This window comes from Pseudomonas guangdongensis (assembly GCF_900105885.1).
Classification (GTDB): domain Bacteria; phylum Pseudomonadota; class Gammaproteobacteria; order Pseudomonadales; family Pseudomonadaceae; genus Geopseudomonas; species Geopseudomonas guangdongensis.
In genome coordinates, this window is sequence record NZ_LT629780.1 from 856606 (window position 1) to 872429 (window position 15824).

The window sequence follows — 15824 nt, forward strand, 5'->3', positions numbered from 1 at the left end:
CGCTCATCATCCCTTCCGGGTAAAGGCCAGTACCTGATTGTCGGCGACCGCCTGCAGCTGCGGGTGGTGCCAATCGCCCATCTCGCCCACGCCGATCACCAGCAGACCGCCGGGGCGCAGGCGTTCGACCAGTCGGGCGAGGACCTCTCGGCGCCGCCAGCGGCGGAAATAGATCAGCAGGTTCTGGCAGAAGATCACGTCCATGCCGCCCTGCGGCGCCTGCTCCAGATCGAGCACGTTCAACTGCACGAAACAGCAGCGCTGTCGCAGCGCGTCCCTCACCTGCCAGTCGCCGTCCGTCAGTGCTGCGAAATGACGCTGGCGCAACACCGCCGACAGCCCGCCCAGACGCTCGGGCCGGTAACGTCCGCAGCGCGCTCGCTCCAGCGCGGTCCGGCTGAGATCGCTGCCGGTCACCCCGAAGCGGGTCGGCAGGCCGGCCGCCTGCTGCGCCTCGGCAGCCAGCAGCGCCAGGGCATAGGCCTCCTCGCCGGAGGCGCAACCGACGCTCCACAGCTGCCAGGCACGGCCCGCGTCGGCCGCCGAGCCCAGCGCGCGCAGGTGTGCCGCGACACAGGCGAAGGACGGCGGATGACGGAAAAAGCGGGTTTCCTGCACGGTCAGGCGATCCATCAGGCAGGCCCATTCGAACGCGCCGCGCGGCCCTTCGCCCAGTTGGCGCCGGTACTCGGCGTAGCTGTGCAGACCCAGCTCGCGCAGGCGGGCGCCCAGCATGGTCTGCAGGTAGGTACGGCGCTGCGCCTCGACCACCAGGCCGCTGCGGGTTTCCAGCAGTTCCTGCCAGGCCGCGAACTCGCCGGGGTCGAACTCCGCGAGCGGCGTCATGGCCCAGGGTGAACTTGGCTGCATGTCGCGCCCCTCGTCGATGATGGGCATGGGCCATGGCCCATGCCGGGTCTCAGGCCGTTTCCCGCTGTTGCGGCAGGGTGAAGCCGGCCACCGACTGGCGCATGTCGCTGGCCATCTTGGCCAGGGTGCCGATGCTGCGCGCGGTGGCGGTGGTGCCGGTGGAGGTCTGCGAGGTGATCTCCTGGATCACGTACATGGTGTTGGCGATGTGGCTGGCCGAGGAGGCCTGCTGGCGGGCGGCGTTGGAGATGTTCTGGATCAGCGCGGCCAGGCTGCGCGATACCTTCTCGATCTCCTCCAGCGCCACCCCGGCGTCCTGGGCCAGGTGCGCGCCGCGCACCACCTCGCTGGTGGTCTGCTCCATGGAAATCACCGCCTCGTTGGTATCGGTCTGGATCGCCTTGACCAGCGCCTCGATCTGCTTGGTCGCCGCCGAGGAGCGCTCGGCCAGACGTTGCACCTCGTCGGCGACCACGGCGAAGCCGCGCCCGGCATCGCCGGCCATCGAGGCCTGGATCGCCGCGTTCAGCGCGAGGATGTTGGTCTGGTCGGCGATGTCGTCGATCAGGCTGACGATGTCGCCGATCTCCTGGGAGGACTCGCCGAGACGCTTGATCCGCTTGGAGGTGTCCTGGATCTGCTCGCGGATGTTGTCCATTCCGGCGATAGTGTTGTGCACCACCTCGTTACCGCGGTTGGCCAGCGCCACCGAGCGCTCGGCCACCGCGGCGGACTCGGCGGCGTTGGCCGATACCTGGTCGATGGATACCGCCATCTCGTTGATCGCCGCGGAGGCGCCGGCGATTTCCTGGGCCTGGTGCTCGGAGGCCTCGGCCAGGTGCATCGCCGTGCCCTGGCTCTCGTGGGCGGCGGCGGCCACCTGCATGGCGGTCTGGTTGATGGTCTCGACCAGCTCGCGCAGCTGGTCGATGGAGTAGTTGATCGAGTCGGCGATGGCGCCGGTGAAGTCCTCGGTCACGGTGGCCTGCACGGTCAGGTCGCCGTCGGCCAGATCGCCGATCTCGTCGAGCAGGCGCAGGATCGCGGTCTGGTTGCGGTCATTCTTCTCGGACGTCTCGGCCAGGGTGCGCCGGGTGTCGCGCACCAGGATCAGCGCCATCAGCACGATCGAGGCCAGCGCCAGGAGACCCAGCACGTAACCGGCCAGGGTGTTGAAGGTGCGCCCGCCGGCCAGGCTCTCGAAACCGCCGGCCAGCTCGGTGGTGCGCTCCAGCAGGCCCTGGGAGCGCTCGAAGATGTCGCTGGCCGCTGCGCGGACGCGGAACAGCTCCGAGGAGGTCTGCAGGATCTCGTCCACCGAACCGGCGACGAACTCGAACAGCTCGGCGGTGGCGTTCAGACGGGCGATCGCCTCGCCGTCGGTGACCCGCGAGATGCCCATGGCGGTATTGCCTTCGCGCATGCCCTTGAGCACCCGGCCGAACAGGCTGGCGTCGCGTCCGAAGCTGTCGGCGGCCTGCAGCGCGTCGCCGGAGCCGGCGAGCACCCGGTTGACCGCGGCGAGGATCCGCTCGGCGAGCAGAGTCTGGCGCTGCGCGACGATCACCTGGTCGGCCGGCGCGCCGTTCTCCAGCAGGATGTCGACCACCTCCTCGTACTCGCGCTGCAGTTGCGGCACGGTCTCGGCGAGGGTCTCGGCGACCTGGTGCAGCGACAGCACCGTCTGCTCGCGGGCGAGGATCGTCTCGGTACTCGCGCGCAGCGGCAGCCAGGCCTGCTCGACCGCCGTCAGCGGATCGGCCAGTTCGGCCGGCGCGGCGGGCAGCCCGGTCGCCGGATCGCCGGCAGTCAGCAGTTGCCAGCGCTGCACGAAGTCGTCGCGCTCCTCCTTGAGCAGGGCGAAGGCCGGCGCCTTGCCGGCGGCCGCCTCCAGGGCGTTCTTGGCCAGTCCCTGGGACAGCAGGCGCAGCTCGCCGGCATGACCGATGTACTGCTGGTCGTGGTCGGCCTGCCGGCTGAGGTAGGCGAAGTTGGCGAACAGCAGTGCGACCGAGACGATCAGCACCGCGAACAGTACGCCGATCTGCTGGCTGCTATGCATGCCGCTGAATAGATTGCCTGCGTTGAATGTCTTCATCTTCTGGCCCTCGCCTGGACCGTCCTCGCTGAGTGCTTGCCAAAAAACCGGGCGCAACCGGAGTCCTCCCGGTCACGCGCATGCCCTATCGGGCCACATCCAGAAACGCCGGCCGCGCGACCAGCGCATGCGGGCTGAAGACCAGCCAGTCGCGCTCGCGCCGGAACACGCCCTGTACCAGCGGCTGCAACGGCGCCTCCAGCGCGGGCAACGCCGCGTTGAAGCTGCTCACGGCGAAATGCTGCATGCCGAAGACTTCGTCGACCAGCAGGCCGGCGAACACCTCGTCCTGCTCGACCACCAGCACCCGCCGCTGCGGGCCTGCCGCCACCGGCGCGAAACCGAGCAGCTGACCAAGGTCCATGATCGGCAACAGCCGGCCGCGCACGTTGGCCACGCCGCGCACCCACTCGCGCACCCCGGGCAGGCGGGTCTGCCGCGGCTCGTGCAGCACCTCGCCCAGCTCGCTCATCGGCACCACGCAGTGGTGCTGGCGCAGGCGGAAACCGATGCCGCCCCACTGCGCCGCCACCTTGCGCCGCGCCGGCAGCGACAGACCGCGCTGCCGGCATTGCCGGTCGATCTCGCACAGTCGCTGGAAGGGAGTCATCGCCTCGCTCATGCCGGCCTCGGCCTCGTGAGCTGCGCCGCTTGCGGGCAGCATGGGTTCAGCCGGCCTGCACGGCAGCGATGGTCTTCAGCAGGAGGTTCTCGTCGATCGGCTTGGTCAGGTAGTCGCGCGCGCCCTGACGTCTGCCCCAGACCTTATCGGTTTCCTGATCCTTGGTGGTGACGATGATCACCGGAATGTGACCGGTGCCCGGATCGCGGGTCAGCTGGCGGGTGGCCTGGAAGCCGTTGAGCCCCGGCATCACCACGTCCATGAGAATGATGTCGGGACGCTCCTGGCGCGCCAGAGCCACACCGTCGCCGCCGTTCTCGGCACGTAGCACCTGATGCCCGTGCTTTTCGAGGATGCCGGCCAGCCGGTACAGCTCGGTCGGCGAGTCGTCAACGATCAATATGCGAGCCATGCAGTTTCCCTTCTCGATGAAGTCGGCAGCGACCCTCGGCCACTGTCTCAGATGGTGGGCTGCTCCTGGGGCACGAAGCCTGGAACATGATTCTTGATGGCGCCGAGCAGTTCTTCGCGGCTGAACGGCTTGGTCAGGTACTGGTCGGAGCCAACGATGCGCCCCTTGGCCTTGTCGAACAGGCCGTCCTTGGAAGACAGCATGATCACCGGCGTGGACTTGAAGGCGCTGTTGTTCTTGATCAGGGCGCAGGTCTGATAGCCGTCCAGGCGCGGCATCATGATGTCGACGAAGATGATCCCCGGACGCGAGTCGGCGATCTTGGCCAGGGCATCGAAGCCGTCGATGGCGGTGATGACGTCGCACCCCACCTTCTTGAGCAGGGTTTCCGCCGTGCGGCGGATCGTTTTCGAGTCGTCGATCACCATGACCTTCAAGCTCTCGGAGTGCTGTTCCATGTCTGCCCTACCATTACCTTGGCGAGTTGTCGTTCCATTCGGGGCCTGTCCCGACCCCGTCGCGCCGGGGCTTGGCGCCGGCCGGCGAGCCTTGTAGCACAGTCCGCCACAGGCGCCCCATCAATCCCGAAAGCGCGTGTTTTTTCCTTGACTCAAGGCAAGCCCAAGGCCACTTTGGCGCCTTGCAATCGCCATCCGACGGCGTCCGGCCGTCATCATGCAGTGGAGGACTCCCCCTATGAGCGTTCGCCTGGGCATCGTCATGGATCCCATCGCCCGCATTTCCTTCAAGAAGGACAGCTCGCTGGCCATGCTGCTGGCCGCCCAGTCGCGCGGCTGGTCGCTGTTCTACCTGGAGCAGCACGACATCTATCTGCGCGATGGCCAGGTGCGCGCCCGGCCCCGGCCGCTCAAGGTGTTCAACGACCCCAAGCACTGGTTCCACCTCGACGCCGAGCAGGACATCGCCCTGCACGAGCTGGACGTGGTGCTGATGCGCAAGGACCCGCCGTTCGACAGCGAATTCCTCTACTGCACCCACCTGCTGGAGCAGGCCGAACGCGAAGGCCTGCTGGTGGTCAACCGCCCGCAGAGCCTGCGCGACTGCAACGAGAAGCTGTTCGCCACCCGCTTCCCGCACTGCACGCCGCCCACCCTGGTGAGCCGACGCGTCGACATTCTGCGCGAGTTTGCCGCAGAGCAGCGTGACATCATTCTCAAACCCCTGGACGGCATGGGCGGCTCGTCGATCTTCCACCACCGCGCTGGCGACCCCAACCTGTCGGTGATTCTCGAGACCCTAACCGCCCACGGCAGCCGGCAGATCATGGCGCAGGGCTACCTGCCGGCGATCAAGGACGGCGACAAGCGTATCCTGATGATCGATGGCGAGCCGGTGCCCTATTGCCTGGCGCGCATTCCCGCCAGCGGCGAGACCCGCGGCAACCTGGCCGCCGGCGGCCGCGGCGAAGCGCGGCCGCTGACCGATCGCGACCGCTGGATCGCCGCCCAGGTCGGCCCGACCCTGCGCGAGCTGGGCCTGCTGTTCGTCGGCCTCGACGTGATCGGCGAGCACCTCACCGAGATCAACGTCACCAGCCCGACCTGCATCCGCGAGATCGATGCCGCCTTCGGCACAGACATCGCCGGCCAGCTGATGGACGCCATCGCCGCCAAGCTCGACGCCCGCGCGCGCTGAGCGCGAACGCCGTCGCGCCCCGCGCAGCAGCGCATGGACTTTTGCCGGGGGCGGCGGCAGACTGCGCCGACTCCCCGTCATGCGCCCACCGATGAACGCTGCCGCCTCCCCTTCGCTTCCTCCGCGCGCCCCGGCCGGCCGCCGCCTGGGCCTGACCCTGCTGTGCGCCGCGCTGCTGCACCTCGCCGTGCTGTTCGGCGTCGGCTTCTCGCTGCCGGCTCCGGATCTGCCGAGCAAGACCCTCGACGTGACCATCGCCACCTTCAAGAGCGAGACGCCGCCGGAGAAGGCCGAACTGCTCGCCCAGCACGACCAGCAGGGCAGCGGCAGCCTGGAGCAGCAGGCCACGCCGAAGACCACCGAGCGGGCTCCGTTCCAGGACAGCCGCATCAATCCGGTGGCCGCGCCCGCCGTGCCCCGGGCCAGTCCGCCGCCACCGCCGCCGCAGGCCAGCGTCACCACCCGCGCGCCGCGTCCGCAGCAGGCGCCCAGTCAGGCGCCGCCGCCGCGCCCGGCCGAACCGCGTCCCGCCGAGGCGCCGCGCTTCGACAGCAGCCAGCTGTCGGCGGAGATCGCCAGCCTGGAGGCACAGCTCAGCGACGAACGCGAGCTGTACGCCAAACGCCCGCGCGTCCATCGCCTCAACGCCGCCTCGACCATGCGCGACAAGGGCGCCTGGTACAAGGAGGAGTGGCGGCGCAAGGTCGAGCGGGTCGGCAACCTCAACTATCCCGACGAGGCGCGCCGCCAGCGCCTCTACGGCAGCCTGCGCCTGCTGGTGGCGATCAACCGCGACGGCACCCTGCGCGAGGTCGCCTTGCTCGAATCATCCGGCCAGCCGATCCTCGACCAGGCGGCGATGCGCATCGTGCGCCTGTCCGCGCCCTTCGCCCCGTTCAGCGGCGACCTGGCCGACGTCGACGTGCTGGAGATCATCCGTACCTGGCGCTTTGCCCGCGGCGACCGCCTGGCCAGCCAGTGAGCCGGGCGCGGACTTGAAGGCGGCGAGCCGAAGCCCGACACTACGGCCATGAACAGCACAACCCAGCACTCCCTCAAGCACCACTTCCTGATCGCCATGCCGCAGATGGACGATCCGAACTTCGCCCAGACCCTGATCTACCTGGTCGACCACAACGAGTTCGGCGCCATGGGCCTGGTGGTCAACCGCACCAGCGGCCTCACCCTGGCGCAGATTCTCGACCAGCTGCAGCCCGACATCCGCGCCGACGCGCGCTGCCAGACGCGGCCGATCTATGCCGGCGGCCCGGTGCAAACCGATCGCGGCTTCGTCCTCCACCCGCGCGGCTGGCAGTTCCATGCCACCCTGGAGCTGGGCGAGCTGGCCCTTTCCACCTCCCAGGACAGTCTGGTGGCGATCGCCGAAGGCCATGGCCCCGAACAGTGCCTGATCGCCCTCGGCTACGCCGGCTGGGACGCCGGCCAGCTGGAGGCCGAGCTGCTCGACAACGCCTGGCTGACCTGCCCGGCCGACCCGGCGATCCTCTTCGAGGTCGCCAGCGAAGAACGCCTGGCGCGCGCCGCCACCAGTCTGGGCGTCGACCTCGCCCTGCTGGCCCGCGAGGCCGGCCACGCATGAGCGGCCCGCGCCTGCTGCTCGGTTTCGACTACGGCACCCGGCAGATCGGCGTCGCCGTCGGCCAGGCGATCACCGGCCAGGCCCGCGAGCTGTGCGTGCTCAAGGCGCAGAACGGCGTGCCGGACTGGAGCCAGATCGAGAAACTGGTCAAGGAGTGGCAGCCGGACGCCATCGTCGTCGGCCTGCCGCTGAACATGGACGGCACGCCCAGCGAGATGAGCGCGCGCGCCGAGAAGTTCGCCCGCCGCCTGCACGGGCGTTTCAACCTGCCGGTACACACCCACGACGAGCGCCTGACCACCTTCGAAGCCAAGGGCCAGCGTCTGGCCCAGGGCCAGCGCGGCGGCTATCGCGAGCGCCCGGTGGACGCCCTGGCCGCCGCCCTGCTGCTCGAAGGCTGGCTGGAGCAACACGCAAGCCCATCGCACTGATCCCGAGGACTGCCCATGACCCTGCCCGATCCCGCTGCCCTGCTGTCGCAGATGGCCGACGACCTGCGTGCCCACCTGAACCGGCGCGGCATCCTTGAGCCGCGCTTCGTCGGCATCCAGACCGGCGGCGTGTGGGTGGCCCGCGCCCTGCTCGCCGAACTGGACTGCAGCGAGGCGCCGCTCGGCGCGCTCAACGTGTCCTTCTACCGCGACGACTTCAGCCGCACCGGCCTGCACCCGCAGGTGCAGCCCTCGGCGCTGCCCTTCGAGGTCGAGGACCAGCACCTGGTGCTGATCGACGACGTGCTGATGAGCGGGCGCACCGTGCGCGCGGCGCTCAACGAACTGTTCGACTACGGCCGCCCGGCCAGCGTGACCCTGGTCTGCCTGCTCGACCTGGATGCCCGCGAGCTGCCGATCCGCCCCGACGTGGTCGGCGCCACCCTGTCGCTGGCCCCCGAGCAGCGGGTAAAATTGCACGGGCCTGCACTGCTCGCCCTCGAGCTGCAGACCCTCGCCGCCTCCCACTGAGAACCCCCGCATGACGCCGACCGACGCCAAGCGCCCGCTGCAGCTCAACGACCAGGGCCAGCTGCGCCATTTCCTCTCGCTCGACGGCCTGCCCCGCGAGCTGCTCACCGAACTTCTCGACACCGCCGACTCCTTCCTCGAAGTCGGCGCGCGTGCGGTGAAGAAGGTGCCGCTGCTGCGCGGCAAGACCGTGTGCAATGTGTTCTTCGAGAACTCCACGCGCACCCGCACCACCTTCGAGCTGGCCGCCAAGCGCCTGTCGGCCGACGTGATCACCCTCAACGTGTCGACCTCCTCGACCAGCAAGGGCGAGACCCTGTTCGACACCCTGCGCAACCTCGAAGCGATGGCCGCCGACATGTTCGTGGTGCGCCACGCCGACTCCGGCGCCGCGCACTTCATCGCCGAGCACGTCTGCCCCGAGGTCGCGATCATCAACGGCGGCGACGGCCGCCACGCCCACCCGACCCAGGGCATGCTCGACATGCTGACCATCCGCCGCCACAAGGGCGGCTTCGAGAACCTCTCGGTGGCGATCGTCGGCGACATCCTGCACTCGCGGGTGGCGCGCTCCAACATGCTGGCGCTGAAGACCCTCGGCTGTCCGGACATCCGCGTGATCGGCCCGAAGAGCCTGCTGCCGATCGGCATCGAGCAGTACGGCGTGCGCGCCTACACCGACCTCGCCGAGGGCCTCAAGGACGTCGACGTGGTGATCATGCTGCGCCTGCAGCGCGAGCGCATGCAGGGCGGCCTGCTGCCCAGCCAGGGCGAGTTCTACAAGCTCTACGGCCTCACCGAGCAGCGCCTGGCGCTGGCCAAGCCGGACGCCATCGTCATGCACCCGGGGCCGATCAACCGCGGCGTGGAGATCGAGTCGGCGGTGGCCGACGGCGCCCAGTCGGTGATCCTCAACCAGGTGACCTACGGCATCGCCGTGCGCATGGCGGTGCTGTCCATGACCATGAGCGGCCAGCAGGCACAGCGCCAGATCGAACAGGGAGACGCCCAGTGAAAACCAGCATCCACGGCGCCCGCCTGATCGACCCGGCCAGCCGCCTCGACCAGACCTGCGACATCCACATCGACGCCGGGCGCATCGTCGCCCTAGGCGACGCCCCGCACGGCTTCGTCGCCGAACAGCAGATCGCCGCCCACGGCCTGATCGCCGCCCCCGGCCTGGTCGACCTCGCGGTCAGCCTGCGCGAGCCGGGCTACACCCGCAAGGGCAGCGTCGCCAGCGAGACCCGCGCCGCCGCCGCCGGCGGGGTGACCAGCCTGTGCTGCCCGCCGCTGACCCGACCGGTGCTCGACACCCCGGCGGTGGCCGAGGTGATCCTCGACCGCGCCCGCGACGCCGGCAGCGCCCGGGTGTTCCCCATCGGCGCGCTGACCCGCGGCCTCGACGGCGAACAGCTGGCCGAGCTGGTCGCCCTGCGCGATGCCGGCTGCGTGGCCTTCACCAACGGCCTGGCACCGATGCGCAACAACCGCGCGCTGCGCCGCGCGCTGGAATACGCCGCCACCTTCGACCTCACCGTGGTGTTCACCCCCCAGGACGCCGACCTGGCCGAAGGCGGCATGGCCCACGAGGGCGCCACCGCCAGCTTCCTCGGCCTCTCCGGCATCCCGGAAAGCGCCGAGACCGTGGCCCTGGCCCGCGACTTGCTGCTGGTCGAGCAGAGCGGCGTGCGCGCCCACTTCAGCCAGATCACCAGCGCGCGCGGCGCGCAGATGATCGCCGAGGCCCAGGCCCGCGGCCTGCCGGTGAGCGCGGACGTGGCGCTGTACCAGCTGATCCTCACCGACGAGGCGCTCAGCGGCTTCTCCAGCCTCTACCACGTACAGCCGCCGCTGCGCTCGCGCGCCGACCGCGACGCCCTGCGCGAGGCGGTGAAGAGCGGGGTGATCGGCGCCATCGCCAGCCACCACCAGCCCCACGAGGCGGACGCCAAGCTGGCGCCCTTCGCCGCCACCGAACCGGGCATCGCCAGCGTGGAGATCCTCCTGCCGCTGGCGCTGACCCTGGTGGAGGACGGCCTGCTCGACCTGCCGACCCTGCTGGCACGCCTGACCTGTGGCCCCGCCGACGCCCTGCGCCTGCCGGCCGGACGCCTGGCGCCGGGCGAGCGCGCCGACCTGGTGCTGTTCGATCCGCGCGCGCAGACCCTGGTCGGCGAGCACTGGCACTCCCGCGGCAGCAACTGCCCGTTCAACGGTCACTGCCTGCCCGGCGCGGTACGCCAGACCCTACTCGGCGGGCGCAGCACGCACCAGGGCTGAAGCCGCCCCCGCCGCAACGACCAGGCCCGCCAATCGGCGGGCCTGGTCGTTTTACTGCAGGCTCAGAACAGCCGGGCGTTGCGGATCGAGATCTGCTCGTTGAGGGTCCAGAAGTCGTAGAGCACGCCGATCAGGAAGAAGCCGCCGGTGCACAGGTAGAGGATGCCGGTGAGCCACTTGCCCATGTACATGCGATGCACGCCGAACACGCCGAGGAAGGTCAGCAGCACCCACGCCACGTTGTAGCTGGTGCGCCCGCCATGGAAGCGCAGGTCGGCCTCGCGGTCCATGCCGGGGATCAGCAGCAGGTCGATCAGCCAGCCGACGCCGAGCAGACCGAGAGTGAAGAACCAGATCGTGCCGGTCACCGGGCGTCCGTAGTAGAAGCGGTGCGCCCCCAGGAAGCCGAAGATCCACAGCAGGTAGCCGATGGTCTTGCTGTGGGTATCGTGGTGCAGTGCGTTGCTCATGCCGTGGTCCTTGAACGAAGGGAGATGGGCCTGGCCCGTACGGGTTCGACTCGCCGACGCGCGTCGCGTTCCCCCACCCCGCTCAGCGCAGCGGCGGCAGGCCGGGATCGTCCTCGTCGGCCAGGCTCAGGTTGAGGACGCTCTTCTCCAGCCGCGTGGCGTCGGTCTGCACGTCGAGCTTGATCATCAGGCGCAGGTCGTTGGCCGAGTCGGCATGGGCCAGGGCGTTCTCGTAGCTGATCTCGCCGGCCTCGTAGAGACGGAACAGCGCCTGGTCAAAGGTCTGCATGCCCTGCTCGGTGGAGCGCTTCATCAGCGCCTTGAGCTCGTGGACCTCGCCCTTGCGGATCAGGTCGGCGACCAGCGGGGTGTTGAGCAGCACCTCGATCACCGCGCGGCGACCCTGGCCGTCGGCGCTCGGCACCAGCTGCTGGGCGACGATGGCCTTGAGGTTGAGCGACAGGTCCATCCACACCTGCGGATGGCGGTCGGCGGGGAAGAAATGGATGATCCGGTCCAGCGCCTGGTTGGAGTTGTTAGCGTGCAGGGTGGCCAGGCACAGGTGGCCGGTCTCGGCGAAGGCCACCGCATAGTCCATGGTTTCGCGGGTGCGCACCTCGCCGATCATGATCACGTCCGGCGCCTGGCGCAGGGTGTTCTTCAGCGCCACCTCGAAGGAGTCGGTATCGATGCCCACCTCGCGCTGGGTGACGATGCAGCCCTGGTGCTGATGGACGAACTCGATGGGGTCCTCGATGGAAATGATGTGGCCCTGGGAGTGGCGGTTGCGGTGGCCGATCATCGCCGCCAGCGAGGTCGACTTGCCGGTGCCGGTGGCGCCGACGAACAGCACCAGGCCGCGCTTGGTCATCGACAGCTGCTTGAGCACTTCCGGCAGGCGCAGGTCGTCGAGACTGGGGATGCTGGTCTCGATGCGCCGCAGCACCATGCCCACCTGGTTGCGCTGGTAGAAGGCGCTGGCGCGGAAGCGGCCGATGCCGCGCGCGCTGATGGCGAAGTTGCACTCGTGATGCGCATCGAACTCCTGGCGCTGGGCCTCGCTCATCGACGCCAGCACCATGTTGCGCGCCGCCTCCGGCGACAGCGCGCCCCCGGCGATCGGCAGGATGCGCCCGTCGATTTTCAGCGACGGCGCGACGCCGGTGGTGATGAACAGGTCCGAGGCGCGCTTGTCGACCATCAGGCGCAGTAGTTGTTCCAGTTCCATGCCGGCTCCTTGCGGGCAGAGTGGGACTTACAGGCCTTCCGGGCTCTTGGCCTTCTCGCGCGCCGCCTCGCGGCTGACCAGGCCGCGGCCGACCAGGTTCTTCAGGCAGGCGTCGAGGGTCTGCATGCCCAGCGCGCCGCCGGTCTGGATCGCCGAGTACATCTGCGCCACCTTGTCCTCGCGGATCAGGTTACGGATCGCCGGAGTGCCGATCATGATCTCGTGGGCCGCCACCCGGCCGCCGCCGATCTTCTTCAGCAGGGTCTGCGAGACCACCGCCTGCAGCGACTCGGAGAGCATCGAGCGGACCATCGACTTCTCCTCGGCGGGGAACACGTCGACGATCCGGTCGATGGTCTTGGCGGCGCTGGTGGTGTGCAGGGTGCCGAACACCAGGTGGCCGGTTTCCGCCGCGGTCAGCGCCAGGCGGATGGTTTCCAGGTCGCGCATCTCGCCGACCAGGATGATGTCCGGGTCCTCGCGCAGCGCCGAGCGCAGCGCCTCGGCGAAGCCCAGGGTGTCGCGGTGCACCTCGCGCTGGTTGACCAGGCACTTCTTCGACTCGTGGACGAACTCGATGGGGTCCTCGATGGTGAGGATGTGCTGGTACTTGGCGTTGTTGATGTAGTCGAGCATCGCCGCCAGGGTGGTCGACTTGCCCGAGCCGGTCGGCCCGGTGACCAGCACCAGGCCGCGCGGCACCTCGGCGATGCGCCGGAACACCTCGCCCATGCCCAGCTCCTCCATGCTCAGCACCTTGGAGGGAATGGTACGGAACACCGCGCCGGCGCCGCGGTTCTGGTTGAAGGCGTTGACCCGGAAGCGTGCCACCCCCGGCACCTCGAAGGAGAAGTCGGTTTCCAGGAACTCCTCGAAGTCCTTGCGCTGCTTGTCGTTCATGATCTCGTAGATCAGCGCGTGAACCTGCTTGTGCTCCAGCGGCGGCAGGTTGATGCGGCGCACGTCGCCATCGACGCGGATCATCGGCGGCAGGCCGGCGGACAGATGCAGGTCGGAGGCGCCCTGCTTGGCGCTGAAGGCCAGCAGCTCGGTAATATCCATGGGTGTCCCCAATCACAAACAAGCGGGTAGAATGCCGCGGACAGGCAGCGACCGGGCAGGCAGCGCAGACAAATGTCCACGATCCCAGACAATATTGCAAAGGTCCGCGCCCGCATCCGTGCGGCAGCGCAAGCCGCCGGCCGCGAGCCGGCCAGCGTCGGCCTGCTGGCGGTGAGCAAGACCAAGCCGGCCGCCGCCCTGCGCGAGGCCCATGCCTGCGGCCAGCGCGACTTCGGCGAGAACTACCTGCAGGAAGCCCTGGGCAAGCAGGCCGAGCTGGCCGACCTGGACCTCGCCTGGCATTTCATCGGCCCGATCCAGTCGAACAAGACCCGCGCGCTGGCCGAGCACTTCGCCTGGGTGCATTCGGTGGACCGCCTGAAGATCGCCGAGCGCCTGTCCGCCCAGCGCCCCGCCAACCTGCCGCCGCTGAACGTCTGCCTGCAGGTCAACGTCAGCGGCGAGGCGAGCAAGTCCGGCTGCGCGCCGGAAGCGCTGCCGGCGCTGGCCGCCGCCGTCGCCGCACTGCCCAGCCTGCGCCTGCGCGGGCTGATGGCGATTCCCGAGCCGACGTCCGATCCGAGCGCCCAGCGCGCCGCCTTCGCCCGCCTGCGCGAACTGCAGGAAGGCCTGCCGCAGTCCCTCGATACCCTGTCGATGGGCATGAGCGACGACCTCGAAGCGGCCATCGCCGAAGGCGCCACCTGGGTGCGCATCGGCAGCGCGCTGTTCGGCGCCCGCGCCTATCCGCCTCCGAGCCAGACCACGCCGGGCGCCTGAGCGCCCGCCCGCACAGCACAGACAAGGAACCGCCCATGACCCATCCGCGCATCGCTTTCATCGGCGCCGGCAACATGGCCGCCAGCCTGATCGGCGGCCTGCTGGCCCGCGGCGTTCCCACCGCCCGCATCGTCGCCAGCGAACCCCACGCCGAGCAGCGCCAGCGCATCGCCGCCGAGCACGGCATCGCCGTGCTGGAAGACAACGCCGCCGCCGCGGCCGGCGCCGACATCGTGGTCCTCGCGGTCAAGCCGCAGGTGATGAAGGACGTCTGCCTGGCCCTGGCCCCGGCGCTGCCGCAAGGCGCGCTGGTCGTCTCCATCGCCGCCGGCATCCCCTGCGCCAGCCTGGAGCGCTGGCTAGGCGAGCAGGCCATCGTGCGCTGCATGCCCAACACGCCGTCGCTGCTGCGCGAGGGCGCCAGCGGCCTGTACGCCAACGCGCGCACCAGCGCCGCGCAGCGCGAGCAGGCCGGCGAGCTGCTCGGCGCGGTCGGCCTGGCCCTGTGGCTGGACGAGGAGGCACAGATCGACGCGGTGACCGCCGTGTCCGGCAGCGGCCCGGCCTACTTCTTCCTGCTGATGGAGGCGATGAGCGCCGCCGGGCAGCGTCTCGGCCTCGACGCCGCCACCGCCAGCCTGCTGGCCCGCCAGACCGCGCTGGGCGCCGCGCGCATGGCGCTGGAAAGCGACGTCGATCCGGCCGAACTGCGCCGCCGGGTGACCTCGCCCAAGGGCACCACCGAGGCGGCGATCAACGCCTTCCAGGCCGGCGGCTTCGAAGCGCTGGTCGATCAGGCGCTGCACGCCGCCGCCCACCGCTCGGCGCAGCTCGCCGAGCAACTTGGCCAATAAGGAGCCCCGATGAACGGACTCAGTACCGCCGCCGTCTATATACTGCAGACCCTCGGCAGCCTGTACCTGCTGATCGTCCTGCTGCGCTTCGTCCTGCAACTGGTGCGCGCCGATTTCTACAACCCGATCAGCCAGTTCGCGGTCAAGGCCACCAAGCCGCTGCTCAACCCGCTGCGCCGGCTGATCCCCGGTTTCGGCGGGCTGGACCTGGCTTCGCTGACCCTGGCGATCCTCGTCCAGCTCGTGCTGATGGCGCTGACCCTACTGCTGATGGGCCTCTTCGAGGCCGCGCTACTGCCGCAACTGCTGGTCTGGGCGCTGATCGGCGTCACCTCGCTGCTGATCAAGCTGTTCTTCTATGCGCTGATCGCCAGCGTGATCCTCTCCTGGGTCGCGCCGCACAGCCACAACCCCGGCGCCCAGCTGGTCGGGCAGATCTGCGAGCCGCTGCTGGCGCCGATCCGCCGCCTGCTGCCCAGCCTCGGCGGGCTGGACCTGTCGCCGATCTTCGCCTTCATCGCGCTGAATCTGGTCGACATGCTGGTGATCAAGAACCTCATGGTGATGACCGGCATGCCGCGCCTGCTGGCCCTGCTGGGCTGATGGCCTGGTTCCGCTGGGACGGCGCGGACCTGGTCCTCGACTGCCACCTGCAGCCCAAGGCGAGCAAGGACGAGTTCGCCGGGCTGCACGGCGAGCGGCTGAAGATCCGCCTCACCGCGCCGCCGGTGGAGGGCAAGGCCAACGCCCACCTGCTGGCCTTCCTCGGCAAGGCCTTCGGCGTGGCCAAGAGCCAGGTGACCCTGGAAAGCGGCGAGCTGAACCGGCAGAAACGCGTGCGCATCCGCGCGCCGCAGAAGCTGCCGGCCGAGCTGGCCGGCGAACTCGCCGCCGCCCGCCGGCCGTAGCGGCCGCGCCCTTGCCCCT

At 69.5% G+C, this 15824-nt stretch carries 19 protein-coding genes; 11 read left to right on the forward strand and 8 right to left on the reverse strand.

The window, feature by feature from the left end:
* Positions 1-6 precede the first annotated feature (6 nt).
* The 5 genes from BLU22_RS04080 to pilG all read right to left on the reverse strand — a co-directional run bounded on the left by BLU22_RS04080 (position 7) and on the right by pilG (position 4460).
* The gene (locus BLU22_RS04080) at positions 7-870 is read right to left on the reverse strand and encodes a CheR family methyltransferase (protein ID WP_090216253.1); all 864 of its coding nucleotides are present in this window, start codon (positions 868-870) and stop codon (positions 7-9) included.
* 49 nt (positions 871-919) lie between these two features.
* Positions 920-2968, reverse strand: a complete 2049-nt coding sequence (locus BLU22_RS04085; protein ID WP_090212325.1) for a methyl-accepting chemotaxis protein — start codon at positions 2966-2968, stop codon at positions 920-922.
* Positions 2969-3053: 85 nt separating this feature from the next.
* Positions 3054-3590 (reverse strand): chemotaxis protein CheW, encoded by a 537-nt coding sequence (locus tag BLU22_RS04090; protein WP_090212327.1) that lies wholly within the window; start codon positions 3588-3590, stop codon positions 3054-3056.
* Between the two features lie 46 nt (positions 3591-3636).
* The gene (gene pilH, locus BLU22_RS04095) at positions 3637-4002 is read right to left on the reverse strand and encodes a twitching motility response regulator PilH (RefSeq protein WP_090212329.1); all 366 of its coding nucleotides are present in this window, start codon (positions 4000-4002) and stop codon (positions 3637-3639) included.
* Positions 4003-4049: 47 nt separating this feature from the next.
* Positions 4050-4460 carry a twitching motility response regulator PilG gene (gene pilG / locus BLU22_RS04100; RefSeq protein WP_090212331.1) on the reverse strand — a complete coding sequence of 137 codons (411 nt, stop codon included), beginning with the start codon at positions 4458-4460 and terminating at the stop codon, positions 4050-4052.
* A gap of 238 nt (positions 4461-4698) precedes the next feature.
* On the opposite strand from pilG, the gene gshB reads away from it, so the two are divergent.
* The 7 genes from gshB to BLU22_RS04135 all read left to right on the forward strand — a co-directional run bounded on the left by gshB (position 4699) and on the right by BLU22_RS04135 (position 10503).
* Positions 4699-5658 (forward strand): glutathione synthase, encoded by a 960-nt coding sequence (gshB, locus tag BLU22_RS04105; protein ID WP_090212332.1) that lies wholly within the window; start codon positions 4699-4701, stop codon positions 5656-5658.
* Between the two features lie 91 nt (positions 5659-5749).
* Positions 5750-6640 carry an energy transducer TonB gene (locus tag BLU22_RS04110; RefSeq protein WP_090212334.1) on the forward strand — a complete coding sequence of 297 codons (891 nt, stop codon included), beginning with the start codon at positions 5750-5752 and terminating at the stop codon, positions 6638-6640.
* Positions 6641-6688: 48 nt separating this feature from the next.
* Positions 6689-7258, forward strand: coding sequence for a YqgE/AlgH family protein (locus tag BLU22_RS04115; RefSeq protein ID WP_090212335.1), 570 nt, complete (start codon positions 6689-6691; stop codon positions 7256-7258).
* Positions 7255-7689 (forward strand): Holliday junction resolvase RuvX, encoded by a 435-nt coding sequence (gene ruvX, locus BLU22_RS04120; RefSeq protein WP_090212337.1) that lies wholly within the window; start codon positions 7255-7257, stop codon positions 7687-7689. The genes BLU22_RS04115 and ruvX overlap by 4 nt, the downstream gene beginning before the upstream one ends.
* Positions 7690-7704: 15 nt before the next feature.
* On the forward strand, positions 7705-8220 hold the full coding sequence (gene pyrR / locus BLU22_RS04125; protein ID WP_090212338.1) for a bifunctional pyr operon transcriptional regulator/uracil phosphoribosyltransferase PyrR: 516 nt from the start codon (positions 7705-7707) through the stop codon (positions 8218-8220).
* Positions 8221-8230: 10 nt separating this feature from the next.
* The gene (locus BLU22_RS04130; protein WP_090212340.1) at positions 8231-9235 is read left to right on the forward strand and encodes an aspartate carbamoyltransferase catalytic subunit; all 1005 of its coding nucleotides are present in this window, start codon (positions 8231-8233) and stop codon (positions 9233-9235) included.
* A complete protein-coding gene (locus BLU22_RS04135) occupies positions 9232-10503 on the forward strand; it encodes a dihydroorotase (RefSeq protein ID WP_090212342.1) in 1272 nt (423 codons plus the stop codon). The genes BLU22_RS04130 and BLU22_RS04135 overlap by 4 nt, the downstream gene beginning before the upstream one ends.
* A gap of 62 nt (positions 10504-10565) precedes the next feature.
* Here BLU22_RS04135 and BLU22_RS04140 read toward each other — a convergent pair whose 3' ends face one another.
* The 3 genes from BLU22_RS04140 to BLU22_RS04150 form a co-directional block, all read right to left on the reverse strand.
* A complete protein-coding gene (locus tag BLU22_RS04140; protein ID WP_090212344.1) occupies positions 10566-10973 on the reverse strand; it encodes an NINE protein in 408 nt (135 codons plus the stop codon).
* An 82-nt stretch (positions 10974-11055) separates the two neighbouring features.
* Positions 11056-12201, reverse strand: a complete 1146-nt coding sequence (locus BLU22_RS04145) for a PilT/PilU family type 4a pilus ATPase (RefSeq protein WP_090212345.1) — start codon at positions 12199-12201, stop codon at positions 11056-11058.
* 27 nt (positions 12202-12228) lie between these two features.
* Complete coding sequence (locus BLU22_RS04150) at positions 12229-13263, reverse strand: type IV pilus twitching motility protein PilT (RefSeq protein WP_090212346.1); 1035 nt, start codon at positions 13261-13263, stop codon at positions 12229-12231.
* A gap of 72 nt (positions 13264-13335) precedes the next feature.
* Here BLU22_RS04150 and BLU22_RS04155 point away from each other — a divergent pair, with 72 nt between their 5' ends.
* Genes BLU22_RS04155 through BLU22_RS04170 form a run of 4 tightly spaced genes read left to right on the forward strand, consistent with a single transcriptional unit; the run spans position 13336 to position 15805 of the window.
* A complete protein-coding gene (locus tag BLU22_RS04155; RefSeq protein ID WP_090212348.1) occupies positions 13336-14043 on the forward strand; it encodes a YggS family pyridoxal phosphate-dependent enzyme in 708 nt (235 codons plus the stop codon).
* Positions 14044-14078: 35 nt separating this feature from the next.
* Complete coding sequence (gene proC / locus BLU22_RS04160; RefSeq protein ID WP_090212349.1) at positions 14079-14897, forward strand: pyrroline-5-carboxylate reductase; 819 nt, start codon at positions 14079-14081, stop codon at positions 14895-14897.
* A gap of 9 nt (positions 14898-14906) precedes the next feature.
* Positions 14907-15500: a YggT family protein gene (locus BLU22_RS04165; RefSeq protein WP_090212351.1), complete on the forward strand. Its 594-nt coding sequence runs from the start codon at positions 14907-14909 to the stop codon at positions 15498-15500.
* Positions 15500-15805, forward strand: a complete 306-nt coding sequence (locus BLU22_RS04170; RefSeq protein WP_090212353.1) for a DUF167 domain-containing protein — start codon at positions 15500-15502, stop codon at positions 15803-15805. Before BLU22_RS04165 ends, BLU22_RS04170 begins: the two co-directional genes overlap by 1 nt.
* Positions 15806-15824: the final 19 nt, after the last annotated feature.

Bases quoted from the DNA above. Each gene is read 5' to 3' on its own strand.
- BLU22_RS04080 (WP_090216253.1), bottom strand. From the start codon at position 870: ATGCAGCCAAGTTCACCCTGGGCCATGACGCCGCTCGCGGAGTTCGAC.
- BLU22_RS04085 (WP_090212325.1), bottom strand. From the start codon at position 2,968: ATGAAGACATTCAACGCAGGCAATCTATTCAGCGGCATGCATAGCAGC.
- BLU22_RS04090 (WP_090212327.1), bottom strand. From the start codon at position 3,590: ATGAGCGAGGCGATGACTCCCTTCCAGCGACTGTGCGAGATCGACCGG.
- pilH (WP_090212329.1), bottom strand. From the start codon at position 4,002: ATGGCTCGCATATTGATCGTTGACGACTCGCCGACCGAGCTGTACCGG.
- pilG (WP_090212331.1), bottom strand. From the start codon at position 4,460: ATGGAACAGCACTCCGAGAGCTTGAAGGTCATGGTGATCGACGACTCG.
- gshB (WP_090212332.1), top strand. From the start codon at position 4,699: ATGAGCGTTCGCCTGGGCATCGTCATGGATCCCATCGCCCGCATTTCC.
- BLU22_RS04110 (WP_090212334.1), top strand. From the start codon at position 5,750: ATGAACGCTGCCGCCTCCCCTTCGCTTCCTCCGCGCGCCCCGGCCGGC.
- BLU22_RS04115 (WP_090212335.1), top strand. From the start codon at position 6,689: ATGAACAGCACAACCCAGCACTCCCTCAAGCACCACTTCCTGATCGCC.
- ruvX (WP_090212337.1), top strand. From the start codon at position 7,255: ATGAGCGGCCCGCGCCTGCTGCTCGGTTTCGACTACGGCACCCGGCAG.
- pyrR (WP_090212338.1), top strand. From the start codon at position 7,705: ATGACCCTGCCCGATCCCGCTGCCCTGCTGTCGCAGATGGCCGACGAC.
- BLU22_RS04130 (WP_090212340.1), top strand. From the start codon at position 8,231: ATGACGCCGACCGACGCCAAGCGCCCGCTGCAGCTCAACGACCAGGGC.
- BLU22_RS04140 (WP_090212344.1), bottom strand. From the start codon at position 10,973: ATGAGCAACGCACTGCACCACGATACCCACAGCAAGACCATCGGCTAC.
- BLU22_RS04145 (WP_090212345.1), bottom strand. From the start codon at position 12,201: ATGGAACTGGAACAACTACTGCGCCTGATGGTCGACAAGCGCGCCTCG.
- BLU22_RS04150 (WP_090212346.1), bottom strand. From the start codon at position 13,263: ATGGATATTACCGAGCTGCTGGCCTTCAGCGCCAAGCAGGGCGCCTCC.
- BLU22_RS04155 (WP_090212348.1), top strand. From the start codon at position 13,336: ATGTCCACGATCCCAGACAATATTGCAAAGGTCCGCGCCCGCATCCGT.
- proC (WP_090212349.1), top strand. From the start codon at position 14,079: ATGACCCATCCGCGCATCGCTTTCATCGGCGCCGGCAACATGGCCGCC.
- BLU22_RS04165 (WP_090212351.1), top strand. From the start codon at position 14,907: ATGAACGGACTCAGTACCGCCGCCGTCTATATACTGCAGACCCTCGGC.
- BLU22_RS04170 (WP_090212353.1), top strand. From the start codon at position 15,500: ATGGCCTGGTTCCGCTGGGACGGCGCGGACCTGGTCCTCGACTGCCAC.